Source organism: Fodinibius halophilus, assembly GCF_011059105.1.
In the GTDB taxonomy this organism is placed as follows: Bacteria; Bacteroidota; Rhodothermia; order Balneolales; family Balneolaceae; genus Fodinibius; species Fodinibius halophilus.
Genome location: NZ_JAALLS010000009.1, coordinates 46753 through 64262, shown reverse-complemented (window position 1 = coordinate 64262; position 17510 = coordinate 46753). Strand labels below are relative to the sequence as shown.

Annotated in this window: 11 protein-coding genes; 5 read left to right on the top strand and 6 right to left on the bottom strand. The window is 43.4% G+C overall.

Features of this window, described 5'->3' with window-relative positions:
* Positions 1-140: 140 nt before the first annotated feature.
* The 3 genes from G3569_RS08340 (at position 141) to nagB (ending at position 7205) form a co-directional block, all read left to right on the top strand.
* Positions 141-3311, top strand: a complete 3171-nt coding sequence (locus tag G3569_RS08340) for a SusC/RagA family TonB-linked outer membrane protein (RefSeq protein WP_205720097.1) — start codon at positions 141-143, stop codon at positions 3309-3311.
* A 38-nt stretch (positions 3312-3349) separates the two neighbouring features.
* Complete coding sequence (locus G3569_RS08335) at positions 3350-4945, top strand: SusD/RagB family nutrient-binding outer membrane lipoprotein (RefSeq protein WP_165268017.1); 1596 nt, start codon at positions 3350-3352, stop codon at positions 4943-4945.
* Positions 4946-5282: 337 nt separating this feature from the next.
* Positions 5283-7205, top strand: a complete 1923-nt coding sequence (gene nagB / locus G3569_RS08330) for a glucosamine-6-phosphate deaminase (protein ID WP_165268015.1) — start codon at positions 5283-5285, stop codon at positions 7203-7205.
* A gap of 325 nt (positions 7206-7530) precedes the next feature.
* Here the strand turns inward: nagB and G3569_RS18385 are convergent, their stop codons facing one another.
* From G3569_RS18385 to G3569_RS08310, 5 genes are all read right to left on the bottom strand, one after another.
* Positions 7531-7686: a hypothetical protein gene (locus G3569_RS18385; RefSeq protein ID WP_205720096.1), complete on the bottom strand. Its 156-nt coding sequence runs from the start codon at positions 7684-7686 to the stop codon at positions 7531-7533.
* Positions 7687-7716: 30 nt separating this feature from the next.
* Positions 7717-8739 carry a LacI family DNA-binding transcriptional regulator gene (locus tag G3569_RS08325; protein ID WP_165268013.1) on the bottom strand — a complete coding sequence of 341 codons (1023 nt, stop codon included), beginning with the start codon at positions 8737-8739 and terminating at the stop codon, positions 7717-7719.
* 217 nt (positions 8740-8956) lie between these two features.
* A complete protein-coding gene (locus G3569_RS08320) occupies positions 8957-9901 on the bottom strand; it encodes a DNA-3-methyladenine glycosylase family protein (RefSeq protein WP_165268011.1) in 945 nt (314 codons plus the stop codon).
* A 271-nt stretch (positions 9902-10172) separates the two neighbouring features.
* Positions 10173-12023: a sensor histidine kinase gene (locus tag G3569_RS08315; protein WP_165268009.1), complete on the bottom strand. Its 1851-nt coding sequence runs from the start codon at positions 12021-12023 to the stop codon at positions 10173-10175.
* On the bottom strand, positions 12010-12702 hold the full coding sequence (locus tag G3569_RS08310; RefSeq protein WP_165268007.1) for a response regulator: 693 nt from the start codon (positions 12700-12702) through the stop codon (positions 12010-12012). The genes G3569_RS08315 and G3569_RS08310 overlap by 14 nt, the downstream gene beginning before the upstream one ends.
* A gap of 210 nt (positions 12703-12912) precedes the next feature.
* Between G3569_RS08310 and G3569_RS08305 the strand changes: the two genes are divergently transcribed.
* Together G3569_RS08305 and G3569_RS08300 are read left to right on the top strand one after the other, a co-directional pair.
* Positions 12913-13068, top strand: coding sequence for a hypothetical protein (locus G3569_RS08305; RefSeq protein ID WP_165268005.1), 156 nt, complete (start codon positions 12913-12915; stop codon positions 13066-13068).
* 211 nt (positions 13069-13279) lie between these two features.
* The gene (locus G3569_RS08300; RefSeq protein ID WP_165268003.1) at positions 13280-17353 is read left to right on the top strand and encodes an Ig-like domain-containing protein; all 4074 of its coding nucleotides are present in this window, start codon (positions 13280-13282) and stop codon (positions 17351-17353) included.
* 17 nt (positions 17354-17370) lie between these two features.
* Here the strand turns inward: G3569_RS08300 and G3569_RS18750 are convergent, their stop codons facing one another.
* Positions 17371-17496, bottom strand: coding sequence for a hypothetical protein (locus tag G3569_RS18750; RefSeq protein WP_276611332.1), 126 nt, complete (start codon positions 17494-17496; stop codon positions 17371-17373).
* Positions 17497-17510: the final 14 nt, after the last annotated feature.

Sequence of the window (17510 nt, the reverse complement as noted above, 5' to 3'; positions counted from 1 at the left end):
GCATCTGATCTATTAGAGGTTGGCACAAATAATCAGAGAAGGATAACATGTAATAAAAAATAGGGGATAGTATTAGACGTGGACTCACAACTCAATACGTCTTCTTAAAAAAATAAACCTAACACTAAATATATATAACTATGAAAGATCAATACGATACTCGAATTGCATCTTGCTTTGCGAAAAGCATCTTACTACGGGGGGGCATGGCAGCAATCTGTTTCATGTTCGTCTTGCTGGTAGGAGCTGTTCCCGCAATAGCACAAAGCAGTACTGTTTCGGGAACAGTTCTATCTGCTGATGATGAAAGTCCACTTCCGGGCGTTAATATTGTAGAGGTGGGTACTCAGCGAGGAACAACATCTGATACCCAAGGGGAGTTTTCACTTGAAGTATCGAGTGCTGATGCTTCTTTACGTCTTACCTTTGTAGGGTTTGCATCAAAGACCATTGATCTCAACGGTAGGTCTGAAGTTACGGTGACGTTAGAGCCAAAAACAGAAGCCTTAGACGATGTTGTTGTTACAGCATTAGGGCTAGAAAGGCAGTCAAAGTCGTTAGGTTACTCGGTCAGTGAAGTAAGTTCTGATGAGTTGGTTACTGGAACAGAAACAAATACTGCAAACCTACTTCAAGGTACGGTAGCAGGCGTGAATGTAAGTCCGACTTCTGGCGGGCCGGGTTCCTCTTCGCGTATCACTATTCGTGGTGCTTCTTCATTAGACGGTAACAATCAGCCACTATATGTTGTAGATGGGATACCTATTGATAATTCGAACTTTGGATCAGCCGGTAAATGGGGCGGTTTTGATGGCGGAGATGGTATTTCATCAATAAACTCTGAGGATATTGAAAATATTAGTGTACTTAAGGGAGCGAGTGCTGCTGCTCTATATGGTGCTCGTGCTCGTGATGGTGTTATAGTTATTACAACAAAGTCTGGAAATGGTATAGACCGTGGTCCGGTCTTGAATGTAAGTAGCACCTTCACATGGAACGATGCACTGGTTGGTTTTGCTGATTACCAAGATAAGTATGGACAAGGGAGTCAGGGTCAAAAGCCACAAAATCAAACTGAAGCACTTGCTACCGGCTTAAGTAGCTGGGGGGCTCCGCTGGATGGATCCTCGGTTGTTCAGTTTGATGGGCAAAAACGAGCATATAAGAACCATGGTGATCAATTAGAGAATTTTTACAGAGCAGGTGTTTCCAGTAAAAATTCGCTATCTCTGTCTGGAGGAGACCAAAATTCGACTTACTACTTTTCCACTACCTACTTTAATTCTGAGAGTATTGTGCCAAATTCAGGGTTAGAACGTCTGTCGCTTACCCTTCGTGGTTCTCAAAAGATTGGAAAATTCAAGGCAGATGTTAAAGCAAACTATGTTGATGAGTCGACCAATAACCGACCATGGTTATCTGACAGTCCCGGGAATGCAAATTTTGCAGTTGGTATTTTACCCCCTAATGTCAGTTTAGATGCCCTTCAAAATAACTATATGGATGAAGACGGAATGGAACAGACTCCTAGCAATAGTCCCTGGATCAATAATCCGTACTGGGTTGTGAACCAATACGATACTGATGATAATAAAGGTCGGATAATTGGTCATGTGGACTTGAGTTATGAAATTGCTGACTGGCTCAGCTTGAACGGGCGTACTGGTTTAGATCGGTATACCTTACGCCGTTCCAGTTTTACTCCTTGGGGAACTACGTACCGACCAGGTGGAGATATGACGGAGGAAGAATTCCGGGTTCTGGAGAGTACAACGGATCTGATATTAAAACTGGATCGACAGCTAACTTCGGCTATCTCATTGAATGCAACTGTTGGTGGAGCAGTTAGTTATCGTAAAAATGAAACTGTGGGATCTTCAGGTAGTGATTTTAAGGTGCCAAACCTTAAGACTATTTCTAATATGTCCAACGTTTCGCCTATTTATGCCTTTTCTGAAAAACAGGTGAATTCAGTTTATGGCTCGCTGAGTACCTCGTATAATGATTACCTGTTTTTGACAGTAACAGGGCGTAACGATTGGTATTCCACCTTACCGGCCAATGACAATGCACTTCTGTATCCATCGATAAGTACCAGTTTTGTTTTTACGGAAGCCTTTTCAGGTGTTATGCCCGATTGGATGAGCTTTGGTAAGTTACGGGCCTCTTGGGCAGAGGTTGGTAGTGATACCGATCCTTATTCACTGTTCTTGAATTACAAACTCCTGAATTTAACACATCAGGGACAATCTGCTGCTTCTGTCGGTAATATAAGTGTTCCACTGTCTACCTTAAAACCAACATCAACAAAAGAGCTCGAATTCGGTGTTGACCTCAGGTTTTTTGATGATCGTCTTGGAATTGATGCAACGTGGTATGATCGACAAACTACAGACCAAATTTTATCCACAACGGTTTCAAAAACAACGGGATATGACGAACGATTCATTAATGCGGGGCAGCTAGATAATTCTGGATTTGAGCTTTTGCTGACAGTAGTACCTGTTAATACCGATAATTTACTTTGGGAAACGAAGCTGAATTATGCTCAGAATAACAGTGAAGTTGTAGCACTGGCTGGGGAACAAGAATCGCTTAAGTTAGCAGAAAGCAGAACTACGACCGCAACGATTCAGGCAACGATTGGTGAAGAATATGGAACCATCCGAGGCTTCAAATATAAACGCGATGAAGACGGTAATATCATCCATAAAGATGGATTGCCTGTTCCATCTGATGAGCAGACCGTACTAGGTAAAGGAACTCCCGACTGGACTTTGGGTTGGAGTAATTCAGTGTCTTATAAGTCATGGAGTTTGAATGCTTTGGTTGGCGTTCATTGGGGGGGGGAGCTTTTCTCTGGAACGAATTCTTACGCTTATGGCGCTGGTCTTCATAAAAACACCCTGGAAGGGCGTGCAGAATGTGATGCCGACGGAGTGCCATATTCCGATTGTTTCGTAGCGGAAGGAGTAACTGCAAATGGTAGCAAAAATCAAACAGCAGTAGAACCAGGAGTATATTATAGTCACATTGAAGATGAAATCGCTGAGGAATTTGTCTATGATGCTAATTTTGTAAAACTGCGTCAGCTTCAGTTAAGCTACCAGTTGCCGCAATCGCTAATAGCTAAAATACCGGTTCGTTCTGCTACAGTTTCGTTAACAGGACGTAACCTGCTTTATTTTTATAATTCAGTGCCCAATGTCGACCCTGAAGCTGCTATAAACAGAGGAAATGCTCAAGGATTAGAACTAGCCGGTGTTCCCAGTGCTCGATCGTTTGGTTTAAACATCGATATCGGGTTTTAAGCGCGATAAATAAATTTCAATAATGAATATCAGAAATTATGTGTAAATCATACTTAACTAATATCATACGTATTACATCTGTATTACTACTGATAGGGCTATTTATAACCTCCTGTGATTCATTTAGCGATTTCGGGGATATGAATACAAACCCTACCACTGCTGACCAAGTAGAGCCGGCCATGAAGTTGACAACCCTTCAACTAGCTACTGCCGGAACACGTTATGAAATGTGGCGGGCTCAGTTGTTGTATGGCGAAAATGTTAGCCAACACCTTGTAAACGCATTTTACGGAGGGGGTAACAATTATACTGAGAGTATAGATTGGCTTACCGCCTTTTGGAATACCGCTTATTCTGGGAATGAGATTTCTGAGCGAGCGCAGGTAAAAGGTGTTGAGAATTTAATTCATCAGCTAAAGCAAAAAGAAGAGGCCGGTGAATCAGTCAATAACATGTTGGGGATTGCCCGGATAATGCGGGTTTTCATCTATCATCGTATTACTGATCTGTATGGGGATATCCCTTATAGCGAAGCAGGTAAAGGGTATATTGAACGTGAGTTTACCCCGGTATACGATAAGCAGGAAGAAATTTATAATGATTTCTTCTCAGAACTGGATGCCGCGGTAAACCAGCTGGATCCGAGCGGGTCTTCTTATGGAGGGAACGACCTGATGTATAATGGTGATGTGGCTAAATGGCAACGTTTTGCTAATTCTCTCCGTCTTCGATTGGCTCTCCGTCTTGTTAAGGTAGACATAACAAAGGCAGAGAATCAGGCAGTAGCAGCTATTAATGCTCCCGGTGGGGTAATGACCAGTAACGATGACATCGCGATGGTTAAACACCAGGATGGGCCTAGCAATGGACCTGCCGGTATGAATAGTAATCCCATAAGTGAAGCAATGAATGACGGTGGCGATCATGAATTTGTAGCACAAACACTTGTTGATTGGATGAAGAATGCTAATGACCCTCGTTTGGAGGTTTATGCTGAAACAGATAGTTCGGCTTACGTAGGTTTCCCAAGTGGCTATACATCTACATCTGTTCAAAACCACCCCAGCTTTAATGCAACTACGAATAACTATGCACGGGTAAATTCTATGTTAATAGATCGGGAGGATCCCACATTCTTCCAGACCTATGCCGAGGTTGAATTTATGTTGGCAGAAGTTGCAGCCCGAGGATGGACTGCTGGTAATGCACAAGATCATTATGAAGCCGGAGTGGAAGCAGCCATGAATTACTTATCGTTATATGATGCTAATGGAGGTGCTAATATTTCCTCTGGTGATATCAGTAATTATCTGGCTAACAATCCATACAATGCAAGTGGTACTCTCGACCAACAGCTAGAACAGATCAACTCGCAATATTGGGCTGCAGTATTCTTAAATGGTATTGAGGCATGGAGTAACTTCCGCCGCAGTGGATATCCAGATCTTGAGCCTGCGCTGGTTGACAGTAATGATCCACCGCCTGGAAACCAAACCGATGGGCAAATTCCACGACGTTTGACCTATCCCGAAGGAAATGAATCAATTCTCAATGCCAAAAATTATAATGAGGTAATTAAACGACAGGGTGATAATAATATGGTAACCCGTGTGTGGTGGGATAAGCAATAACCTTACGCTTAACCCTTAATTGATCTGCCGGGATTCCTGCTTGTAGAGCAGAGGCCCGGCCGGATCATTAAAAAGAAGGCTTTGTAAAACCTAGATTGTCATCCTGAATTCAGTTCAGGATCTTGGTTTTAACGCCAAAAACTGTATGTGAGATTCTGAAACAAGTTCAGAATGACAAGATGGAGATAGTTTTGCAAAGCCCTCTAAAAAAATAATTAATAATCATCTGCTTGGTGTTGCAGATTTTAATCAATGATAACACTAATTGATTGTTAAGATTCAACGGTTTTACAATCATACGAATGCGTTGCGATTTTACTTTAACTAAAAATTCACAATGAATTACCGAGCTTCAGAAACAAGATTTAGTTATTACGAAAATATTCCTACCAAGATTTTTGATGAGTCTATTCAAGGCTCTAAGTATGTGGCCCAGCTTATTGCAGATGCAATACGTCGAAAAAAAGACCAAAACGATTCGTTGGTACTGGGATTGGCAACAGGGTCAACCCCAACGGATGTGTATGCTGAGCTTATCCGCATGCATGAAGAAGAGGGGCTTTCATTCCAAAATGTAATTACGTTTAACCTGGATGAATATTACCCCATGCAGCCGAAGTCGTTACAGAGTTATGTTCGGTTTATGGAAGAGCAGCTTTTTAATCATGTAGATATTCCGGAAGATCAGGTTCATATTCCTGACGGTACCATTGAGGAAGATAATGTTGAGCAGTATTGCCGCGACTATGAACATAAAATTGCTGAGGTCGGCGGTATCGATATTCAACTTCTTGGGATTGGACGAACAGGTCATATCGGCTTTAACGAGCCCGGATCGCGACCTGATTCAAAAACACGCCTTATTACCCTTGATAAAATAACTCGTAAAGATGCAGCCAGTGATTTTTTCGGTGAAGAATATGTGCCTCGCCGTGCCATAACTATGGGGGTAGGTACTATTCTTGATGCTGATCAAATTATTATGATGGCCTGGGGAGAGGGCAAGGCCCCAATTATTAAAGAAACGATTGAAGGGGAAGTTCGTGAAAGCGTCCCGGCTACTTATCTCCAAAATCATGAGAATGCGGAAGTGGTGCTGGATAATGCTTCAGCTGATGAATTGATTTGCAAGAAGACGCCATGGCTGTTGCGCAGTTGTGACTGGGATGATCAGCTTATTCGCAAGGCGGTGGTGTGGCTCTGCCAAGAAGTGGACAAGCCGGTTCTTAAATTAACGGACGAAGATTATAATGAGCATGGCATGGGAGATCTGCTTACCCAATATGGGCCTGCTTATGATATCAATCTAAAAGTATTTAATGAGCTACAGCATACCATAACCGGCTGGCCCGGCGGTAAGCCCAATGCTGAAGATAAAAATCGACCGGAACGAGCTGAGCCATTCCCCAAAAGAGCTATAGTCTTCAGTCCTCATCCTGACGATGACGTAATATCGATGGGCGGTACATTGATCCGTCTTGTTGAGCACGATCATGAGGTACATGTTGCGTATCAGACATCCGGCAATATCGCCGTTTTTGATGATGATGTTGTACGCTTTGTCGACTTTGTTTCGGATTATAACGACACTTTTGGCATGGAGCAGGAAGAGGCTGATAATATGCTTAAAGATATTAAGCAGTTTATAAATGAAAAGGAGCCCGGGCAGGTTGATACTGATGAGATTAAGGAGATTAAAGGTCTTATCCGTCGCGGCGAAGCCAAGGCTGCAGCTCGTTATTGTGGCGTTTCGGAAGATAAACTACACTTTTTAGATATGCCGTTTTATGAAACGGGGCGGGTTAAAAAGAAACCATTGTCGCAAGATGATGTGGATATTATTGTTGAGCTTTTACGCGAAGTGCAGCCCCACCAGGTATACGCCGCCGGTGATCTGTCAGATCCCCACGGAACGCACCGTGTTTGCCTAAAAGCAATATATTCTGCCCTTGAAGAATGCTCCGATGACGATTGGTATGACGATTGTTATGTATGGTTGTATCGAGGAGCATGGCAAGAGTGGGAGATTAACGAAATTGAGATGGCCGTACCCTTAAGTCCGGAAGAGTTGGCTAAAAAGCGACGGGCTATCTTTAAGCACCAGTCACAGAAAGATCGCCCCTTATTCCCCGGCCCGGATGAACGAGAATTCTGGCAACGGTCGGAACAGCGTAACCGAGGAACGGCAAAACTTTATGATCAGCTCGGTTTTGCCGAGTACGAAGCTATTGAAGGTTTTGTTCAGTATAAGGATGAATAAAGAACGGAAGGACAACAAAAGAAAAGGTGATGCTCCGGTAAGGACATCACCTTTTTTATTTGTATACAGACCCACTCCTGTCCTCTCCCTACTCGCCGCAGGGAGAGGGACGCTTGTCTGCTATCCATGCTAACTTTTTAAACGGATACCCTTTCGGAGAATATCAGTTAAATTTCTAGCTAACTATTCCATTACCGAAGTCTCTTCCCATGCGTGCAGGGGAAGAACAAGATGGGGTCAGAGCCAGGCAGTCAACAGCAGATTGCATGACTTGTTTATGTATTTAATAACTTAATCCGTTCAACAAATATTCAACACTGTGTTGTCACGTTAACCTCATGAGGTCGGTATTTCTTAAAGAGGGCTTTGCAAAACCTTTGATTTCGTCATTCTGAGCTTGTCGAAGAATCTCCAGTATCCATCTGCTGTCGTTGAAAGGGAGATCCTTCATTACATTCAGGATGACTGCCTGGTTTTGCAAAGGTCCCTTAAAATATAAAATAGACCGCCCTTACTGGGGAGCTATGTCTGAACTTTGACGAACTACCAGTTCAGCTTCTAAGTTTTCATGTACGATATCTGCGTCCTTATTTTCAATCTGATTAACAAGCAGATTAGCAGCTCTTTTTCCTTTTTCATAGATAGGTTGCTGCACAGTGGTAAGTGGGGGAATGGTATATTGTGCAATAGGCAGATCATCAAAACCAACGACGGAAAACTTCTCCGGTACTGAAATATCTTCTTCGTGCAGAGCGAGTAGGGCTCCCATTGCCAGGGTATCACTCATACAGACGACACCTGTGATATCTAAGCCGTTTTTAATCCACTTTTTCATGGTGTTATACCCATGACGTTGTGAATAATCGTCAACGGCAATATACTCTTCAGAGATTGGAAGATTTGCCTCGTTAAGTGCCTCTTTGTATCCGTTAATTCTATCTACCGACTCTTTCATATTTGGGCTGGCCATAATCGCTCCGATACGCTTATGCCCCAAGTCTATCAAGTGATTTGTCGATTTTTTAACGCCCGCAAAATTATTGACGTCGATGGATGTAATTTCATGATTTTGTTCATCATGGCCTACAACTACCATCGGCACATCTTGTTCTTTGAGCTTATTGATGACAAAATCAGTGACCTCCTGGGTCAATAAGATATAGCCATCCAGACGTTTATCGTCAAGAATGTTTTCATTGATGTCGGATCCTTTATCCGTGGAGATAGGTGACAACGTTACGAAATAACCGTTGTCGATACATTCTTCAAAGATGCCCAAGTGCAGTAAAGACCAAAAGCCGTTACCCAGTGTTTCATCACAACGGCGGGGGGCTACGATACCAATTTCATAATTTTTATTCGTTGCAAGCCCCCGTGCAACAGAGCTGGGTTGGTAGTTATGCTCTTCTACTACCTTCATTACCCGTTCACGAGCTTCGTCACTTACATTTTTGTGATTGTTTAAAACCCGTGAAACTACCGAGCGAGATACATACGCTAATTCCGCAACTTGGTCAATACTCAGTTTTTTCATAAAACACACTTAACACTATGTTAAAACCTGCTTTTTATGTTACATAGATTTTATTAGGTATACAAGTTATACAGGTTAAAATAGGTTTGGAAGCGGTTTCAAAAAAATAAATAACCCTATAGGAGTCAGCCTAATAATAATATAAGGTCTGTTTTGCTCTTAGCTTAGAAGTTTTTAATAAGGGTAAAACGGTATATAGTAGCCAAAAAGAAGGCGGTTAGTTTTGTTTCTTTTCCTTTTCGCTGAGCACCCAATTAACAAACATAAATTCCAGCGCTGTAGCCTCATATCCCTCCCACGAGGATATCATCTGTTGAAAGTCTTCTTCTGAGATGGCGTCGGGATCTCCTCCATAGCTCATGATAATCCATTTGCGGAGGCCTTTTTCTTTCCCTCCCGACTTATTACTGGGAAAGGTAGCATCGGTGCGGTTTCTGAAAAGCATTAATTGTTGGGCGGATGTAGGCCCAACCCCTCGTACTTTTTTTATATTCTTATAAAAAGTTTTAGGATCAGCTTGTTCAAGTTCTTGAAGGTCTTGTTCTCCCGAAAGGAGGTCTTCGGCAAAACCGATAATAAATTCACCTTTTCGTTTGGTAGGGCCCAGTTTTCGGATAGCCATGGGACTTGCCTTTATTAGTTGGTGAGGTCGTGGCCAGGCCGGAATATTTTTACCTTTGGCGGTAATAAGGGAGCCATAATTTTCGCGCACCTTATAGACCATCTTTTTGGCCGTAGGTTTGTGTGAGAGGCGCATTTCTATAATACGATTAATCGTATCCTCAAAAAGATTGGCTCGTGCCATACGTTTTAGCCCGTAAAGCTCTGTTAACTTAGGCCCTATAACGGGATCATTTTCCAGCTTATCATACATTGGTCTCAGATCCAGCTCAGTACCAAAAATTCGGCTAAGGCTTTTGTTTGCCTCTTCAATCTCCTCTTTAGTTAGTGATTCGGGACTCTCGAAATGGAACTCCGGGTTCTCCGGATCCCCATTGAAAAAAGAAGTCACCAATATATCGCGATCGCCCACAGGTATAGGACGTGTAAACCCATCTTCAAAAACTTTTTCAGGATCGTGTTCGTGATCAAAATATTGGTCAACGTCCAGGCATAAAAACCAGTCGTGCGGAGGGGTTGATTTGAGGGTCCAGCTGCTCATGCAAAGTTGGTTGAGGGTTAAATATTAATGATTATATGTTTTACTATTTTACCAAATAGTATTAAGAACTCCTACCTGTAACGGAGTCACTTTCTTATATACGAAACGTTTGAATAGATTTTAAGAGATAATCTCGTTTCAGTAGTTCTTGGTAAAATTTTATTGGGGGCTTTATCTGAGTTCAAATCCATTTAAGCATATTTGTTCCTAGCAAGTGAGCTTAGATGTAAGGGCGCGGGATTGTTGCAAAGTTCCTATAAAACGGTTGAACTTACTGATTCGTTGGCAGAATAATTAAAAGATGTACCCCTTTAGAAGGAGTTGATGATATCTCTATTGAACCACCCATCTGTTTGGTACGGTATTCAAGGTTCTGGAAGCCAATACCATCGTTAGTTTGATCCGGCGGTAATCCTACGCCGTCGTCCTCAATAGTCAACACTAGTTTATCATTATGCCAGATAAGTTGAATGTCAGCATTATCCGCCTGACTGTGTTTTTCTATATTGTTAATTCCTTCTTGGATCAAGCGGTAGGTATGGTTTGCCAATTTATCTGTCAAATCGTTCGGCAGGTCTAAAATTTGTAATCGATAGCGTATTGAACTGGTACTGTTAAAATCGTGGACCAGTTTTTTGATATTTTGTTCCAGAGAGGTTAGCTGTAGTCCGGGCGGGGCCAACCGGTGCGAAATATTTCTGACTTCTTCTAAGATGTTTTTTATTTGACTTGGTAACCCATTTTTTTCGTTTGGTTTATCTCTTTCAGCCAGTCGTTTCAAATGGCTGAGACGAGCACCAACGGAATCGTGGAGATCTCTGGCAATTCGGTGGCGTTCTTGCTCTACTCCATCCACATAGGCACGGAGTTTTTCGTTCTGCAACTTATTGATGCGTGACCGGAATCGGATCTGCTTGCGATTAATTTGCCGGATCTCCCATCCCAATGCTGCCGAAAGTATAATGGTTTCGGTTAGAAAGCCGATTTGCAGTGGGGTCAGTGGATATACCACCCGGGGTACCAGTCCAAATTGGGATATTGCCTTGTATACTGCACTCAGGAGCATGGCAGAAAAAGCAGCCAGGTAAAAGGTTGCCAGTATTTGTTTAACACGGAGTTGAATAAAGCCGTGGTATAGTAAAAAAAGCAGGCAGATAAGAATGATGATATTTTTAGTCAATAGTGCCAGAATAGCATTAACATCACCGACCAAAAACCAGGTAGTAAATATCAAAAAGTGCAGGAAGGTAATTCCCAGGAGGATATTGAAAATCCTGTGACATGTGGGCAGGGTGGCAGAAGTAGAGAAGTAGTGCTGGGTAAACGGGATGAAGGTAAAAAGGAAACCATAGGTGAGGACCATCCGGGAGTAATGGGGGATTGTTGCAGAGCCGGGATATATAAATTGGTGGGCCAGTCCGGTGTCGGCTAGAATATAAAAGCTGGTAACCAGGATATAGAACAGGTACCAGAGATACACCTGTTTGCGCGTAAAGAAGAACATAAGGGACAGGGCGGTCATCACTAATATTAAAATGCCGAAATACCCTCCGTACAGCGTATATCGCACCTGCTGTTGCTGCCCAAAGTTTGTTCGCTCCCACAATCGCAGGTTGAAGTTGAGAGAAGAGTGACGTTTGTAAAGCATGATTAGCAGATCAAGCTCCGATTCCTCCGAAAGATTAACAGGGAGGGCAGGATTGTAATGGGAGATCTCCCGATTGTAGTACGGCAGGTTGTCTCCGGTTTGTTCCACCTCCTTCCATTCTCCTGTTTCCGGAGATTTTGCATATAAGGTGATGTAATCGATATGGGGATTTTCGATCTCCAGCACCCATTGGTCGGAGTCGGTATGGTTGACTAATTGCATCCCCACCCAGTATCGGTGATCAGTAAAACCGAAATCGCGGAATTGAGTCCTTCCTGAATCTTGTAGCTGTTTCCATGCCTGCTCGGGCTCAAGCCTATGTTTCGTATGAAAGATAGCAACCGAATCGGTAATCTGCTGACCGGACACCGTATCGGTTAGTTGAAGTGTGGGTAGTTGTTGGGCAGTGGCCTGTCCACAGACAATAAAGAAAAGTACCACCCATCCCCATAAAGCGCGGTTAGACCAATCCATTTTCATGTGCAAAGTTAATTAATTCTTTGACCCCGCTAATATCGAGCTTTTTATAGATGTTGCGCCGGTGCGTGTTAACGGTATGTTTACTGATGTACAACAGATCGCCCACCTCCTGTGCCGATTTGCCACTCGCGGTATATTTGATAATCTCCTTTTCACGTTTTGTCAGTTGGAGTGTACCGCTGAAGCTATCGCGTTCTAACGACTGGCGGATGCCGGGACTTACGTAGAATTTTTGTTGATCAATGGTTTTAAGAGCTCGCAGAAATTCTTTTCGCCCAAAATCTTTTAGCATATACCCATCGCCGCCAAGTTTCTGAATTTGGTCCAGGATAAACGGATCTTTATGCATGGTAAGCACGAGGATGGGTAGGTCAGGTTGCTGCTCGCGTATCTTTTTTAGCAGATCGAGCCCGTTTATATCGGGCAGTTTCAGATCCAGTATCAGCAGATCCAGCGGGTAATGTTGAACAATATGAAGACACTTCTTACCGGTTTTGGTAGTATGGAGTTGTGCCTGGCCGTTTTCTTTTGACAAAATATATTCAATGCCTTCCGCAATTACGGGATGGTCATCGCATATACAAATAGTACGGTTCATAAGTCTGGGGTCCCCGGTATTTTGCCAACTAATGCTGTTGTTTACACCACTGTCTGCACTATTGAATGAATGCATCAGATTGTTTTACACCTGCAATTGATCAAATATTCAAAAAATATGGGCCTTAGGAAAATAAAAAGCAGAAAATTACTTCTTCTACCTGTTTTACCACCTATAATTGTATAAAGAAAAAATACTTACTTCTGACTATTGCCCCACTTTTTTAGCAGGTGTATACTACTTTTGTCTGCAATTATCTATAGGCCCCAATAAGAGTTACAACGAATGAAAAAGAGAGAAGCACACAAAGAGTTTCAGCTACTTGAGCGCATTTTTTTTACTGAAGTGAAACCTGTTTACCAAACTGAGCGAAGTGGTGCTCAGGGGGATAGGAAAAGAAATTATAAATATGATGGCAGTTCTGATTTTGAGGTACAATAGTGGATTGGCCAGATATGATAACGTTCGGCAAAGGGTGTGTTTTGCCGAATTACCGGTTCATTTTTTACCTAAGAACGATTTATGGAAGTTTAACGGGAAAAGAAGCAAGCTATTTTCATCGCCCCGGCCGGAGTAATAAGGGTTATTAAAGATATATGCGTGCAATCAGATTTAATGAGCTTTAAGTTTTTTAGAAACTCAGGGGTATATTATGTCTAGCAAAAAAACGGGATTGATACGATGGATACGTTGGTTCATCATTTTATTACTGGTCGGCTCTGTAGGCTGTAAAGATAGCTCTCCGACGGGTGGAGGATCGGGTGACGATTCCGATCCGCCGGAGGAAGAATACGCGGCTTCCTTCACCGATGAAGAGGCAGAATTTGCACCAGGAGAGCTGGTCCGGGTCTATATTGAGGGCAGTAGTCTCAACAGCGAAAGATATGAGGGAACGATTGATGAGGATGTCGGTATCGAACTGGTGAAATATTCTACCGATGAGAGTGATAACATGTTGTTGATGGCTGTTCCCGAGTTGTCTGAGGAAGACCATAAGCTGCAATTTGCGTTGGACGAACAGAGCCTGGAGCTGTCTTTTTCGGTGGTGGAATATTCCTCGATTGACGACCCGGCCCAGTATGTTGATAATTATATTACCGACCTGCAGCAGTTTGCTGCAAAACAAGTTGAGCAGGCCGGCTCCGAGGAAGAGGCCAGTTGGGCTCGGGATATGGAGAACGATCTCTCAACCATTGCTGAGCAGACAACCAACCTCGAAGCCTCGCAATTACGAAAGCTGGCCTATCTGGTTCAGGCGAATTTGGCAGGTCAACAGTTGGAAGATCCCCAGGGTTGCAGTGAATACCGGGGAATCATTATCCAGCTAGCGGAGTGGATTGAATACCGACTCGGGATTGTGGTGTCGCTGGCACTTGAAAACAACCTGCCGGAATGGGATTTGCAGGAAGATTCGGCGCCGACCGTATTGTCGGTTGCCACCTATGCACGAAAGGTCACAGAAGCAAGATCAGCTTTTGGTGCGGCATTGGAATCCTGTATTCAGGATCCGGTAAACCGGTTGGTTTTTGCGGGGAAAATAAAGCAGGAACCACTCACTTATGCTGAGCTGGCTGAAACCCAGCAGTTTGATTTTTATCACAGCCAGCCGGAACGGTTTCGTGTGGAAAGCAGCTACGTACCCCCGCAGGACCTGCTGGAAGCGGTCTCCGAATTTGTAGAAAAACAGGGAGAACTCACTGAACTGTTGCCAGCAAACTACCTGGATCTGCTGGTCCAACCACCAGAGGAAGTGACTCAGCAGCGCAATCCGGCTAACTTTTCAATCGAAAATGTGTCGCTTTCGTCAGTAGAAGCTGCCGCTCAGTTTGAGGGAGACGAGCTGTTGTTGGGTTTTGCCTATAAGCAGGGACAGATGCCTGAGCAGGGTCAGGCCTTTACCTTTGAGCTGACTGATGGTGATCACCCGGAAGCCACAGTGCAAATAGAAGGATATTTGGAGACCGGAGATGTCGATATTACCACCGAGTTTGTTTCCTCTGAGCCCCGCTTTTTGCCCGGAGAGCTCTCGCAGATCCGTGTAGAAGGAGCGGCATTGAGCAAGGAGAGTTACTCAGGAATTATAAACGGTGAGCATGAGGCGAGGCTGGTGCCGGTACAGGAAAATGGGCAAGATCGGTTGACTTTTTTAGTACCGGAACTGCCTGAAGGCGAGCATACTCTGCAGGTCCGACTGGCGGGGTTAAAGCAGTCGCTTGAGTTTACTGTAAAATCCTATGAGCCTATATCTGATCCCGAGCAATTTACTACTGATATTATGGATAAGGTGGATAGCCAGCTTAAGACTATTCAAGAACAGGTCGGGGATCAAGTGGTTGCAGATAGAATCCAGCAAGCGCGGGATGAGTTGGCCAATGGCCGATCAAAGTTCGGGAATTTGACTGAGCAGGAACAGCAGAATATTGCCTATTTTATTAATACAAATCTTGATGCTTTTACAGATGTAGTATCAGGAAAACGTGCCAAAAATGGTATCGATGAACGGCGATGTAACGAGCTAAGAAATAGAGTGGTAAGGTGGAAAATAGCAGTGATTGGTAGTATAGGGGGTATTACGGCGTCTGCGGAGCTCGGAATTTTTCAGGCAGCCGGGGCAGCCGTGCTTGGGGGTGTTTCGATCGGTTCGCTTCTGATCAGCCTTGAGCGACTACTAGAGGTTCGGGACCAGTTGCTGAATAAATGCGCATATAAAATTGGTAGCGATATTTTGGCAGAACTATCCGGTCAGTCAAAGAAACAGAAAAAAGTTGGTTCGATTGGTACCTCTACATCCGGTACCGGACTAACTTTTACGCATAAGCAGTCGAAGTCATTTCAGGTTAAAACACCGTTTGATATGCCTCAGGACATCAAACAGCTGCTTAATGAAGTTCGTGAAGCCCTTAACGGGCTGTTCTCCTACTTACCCGAGAGTTGGACGGATAAGATTTCTCTTGACCAATTTTCCTATGAAGCGGTTCGTGATCCCGCGGAGTTTAGCCTGCAGAACATCTCAAAATCCAGTATCGAAGGGACTCTGAAGACAGACGGCGATCATATAGAGCTCACTTTTTCATACAAGCAAGGGCAGATGCCGGCTACGGCACAATCTTTTACTTTTGAGTTGCACGACAGTGAATATCCTGAAGCCCCCACTACCTTCGAGGCTACGCTGATTCCGGTGAACTTGCCGAACGTTGCGGACCAGCAAATTACGATTAACAAAAACGAATCCTACCAGGGAGAGCTGACGGGTGAATTTACCGACAGGTTCGAAATTGTACAAACAGTACAGTACGGAGAGCTTACGCTGGATGACGCCCAGGCTGGAAACTTTACCTATACTCCGGCCCAGGACTTAGTTACGAAAGAGGGCAATCCCGACAGCTTTACTTACCGTGGAATCAATGGCAATGGCGCTGATACGGCGCAGGTGACGATCCAAGTTAAAGATTTGAGCCCGGTAGCTTATGATGATCAGTTTACGGTGGAAATGAACAGTTACTACGAGGGTACACTGCTGGCCGATTTTGTCGAGGAATTTGTGATTGTAGAATATCCAGATGACGGCAAAGTAGATATGAATCAGGTCAATGGTGATTTTCGATACACACCAGATCAAGATTATCACGGGAAAGATCGGTTTACGTTTAAGGCGGTGAATAAGGTTGGGGAGTCAGATGTAGCGGAGGTCAACATACAGGTCAACGCCACACCTCCTGTAGCCGCTGGCGATACTCTGACTATCAAATATGATACAAGGCTGGATGGACAGCTAAAAGTACCGGGGGCGACTCGATACGAGATCGTCGATAATCCGATAAATGGTAAGATATCTACATTCGATGAACAGACGGGAGAATTCAGATATTACCGACCCTACGAGTGGAGAGATGGTACAAATTACTATGATCATTTTACCGGTCAAGACGAGTTCAGTTTTAAGGCTTTTAACAAATTCGGTGCGTCGGAAGAAGCCACGATTGTTATAAATGTGGAACTCCCGGATCTGCCGGTAGCACGTGATGATGAGTTCACCATTGAAATAAATGATGGTTATACAGATTCTTTCAAGACCGAAAACACAAGGGGATTTATGGATTTTGAAATAATTGAACACCCGGCGATGGGATCTGCGGACATTAATAACGGAGGTTTTCGCTCTTCTAAATTTACTTATGATCCTCTAAGAAGTCCAAGACCAGCACTGTATTTAGAGAATGACAGTTTTACTTACCGGGTACGAAATGTTGCTGGCTGGTCAAATACAGCCACTGTAAATATTAATATGATATATAATTACGAATTACCCGAAAACTGTTTTGCTGAGCCAGGAGACTTTTATGCTGGTGGGCGATTTACGGATAAACGTCAAATTCAAGCGATTCGATGTAACGATAGTGAGGGCAGACTCATACGTCAAGAGATACTTAATGATGAATCATCCACTAAGGGGTGGAGATATTTAATTACCACCATGAAGTATCAGGATAACGGAATGGCCACACTAAAAGAAATACAATTATATGATGAGGTTGAAGATATCGAACGTTCTACGATACAGATTCTGGAAGATTGGGTAATAAAAGATGATGTTGTCCATAAAGACGATGGTTACTTTGAATCCACTGACGTTTATGAGACCCAAAGCGGAAATCCGTTCCCAGAATTTGATTTTGAGACAGACAGCTACTTATATCAAATTCATCAGTATGAGGGTATGAGATGAGAATAGAAAAATTGATATCAAGAGGGCTTTGCAAAACCTTTGATTTCGTCATTCTGAGCTTGTCGAAGAATCTCCAGTATCCATCTGCTGCCGTTGAAAGGGAGATCCTTCATTACATTCAGGATGACTGCCTGGTTTTGCAAAGGTCCCTATCAAA

What these genes read in the sequence shown, in the direction of transcription:
- G3569_RS08320 (WP_165268011.1), bottom strand. Translation starts at nt 9,901, where the DNA reads ATGAGCAGCTGGACCCTCAAATCAACCCCTCCGCACGACTGGTTTTTA.
- G3569_RS08340 (WP_205720097.1), top strand. Translation starts at nt 141, where the DNA reads ATGAAAGATCAATACGATACTCGAATTGCATCTTGCTTTGCGAAAAGC.
- G3569_RS08305 (WP_165268005.1), top strand. Translation starts at nt 12,913, where the DNA reads ATGAAAAAGAGAGAAGCACACAAAGAGTTTCAGCTACTTGAGCGCATT.
- G3569_RS08325 (WP_165268013.1), bottom strand. Translation starts at nt 8,739, where the DNA reads ATGAAAAAACTGAGTATTGACCAAGTTGCGGAATTAGCGTATGTATCT.
- nagB (WP_165268015.1), top strand. Translation starts at nt 5,283, where the DNA reads ATGAATTACCGAGCTTCAGAAACAAGATTTAGTTATTACGAAAATATT.
- G3569_RS08300 (WP_165268003.1), top strand. Translation starts at nt 13,280, where the DNA reads ATGTCTAGCAAAAAAACGGGATTGATACGATGGATACGTTGGTTCATC.
- G3569_RS08335 (WP_165268017.1), top strand. Translation starts at nt 3,350, where the DNA reads ATGTGTAAATCATACTTAACTAATATCATACGTATTACATCTGTATTA.
- G3569_RS08315 (WP_165268009.1), bottom strand. Translation starts at nt 12,023, where the DNA reads ATGGATTGGTCTAACCGCGCTTTATGGGGATGGGTGGTACTTTTCTTT.
- G3569_RS08310 (WP_165268007.1), bottom strand. Translation starts at nt 12,702, where the DNA reads ATGCATTCATTCAATAGTGCAGACAGTGGTGTAAACAACAGCATTAGT.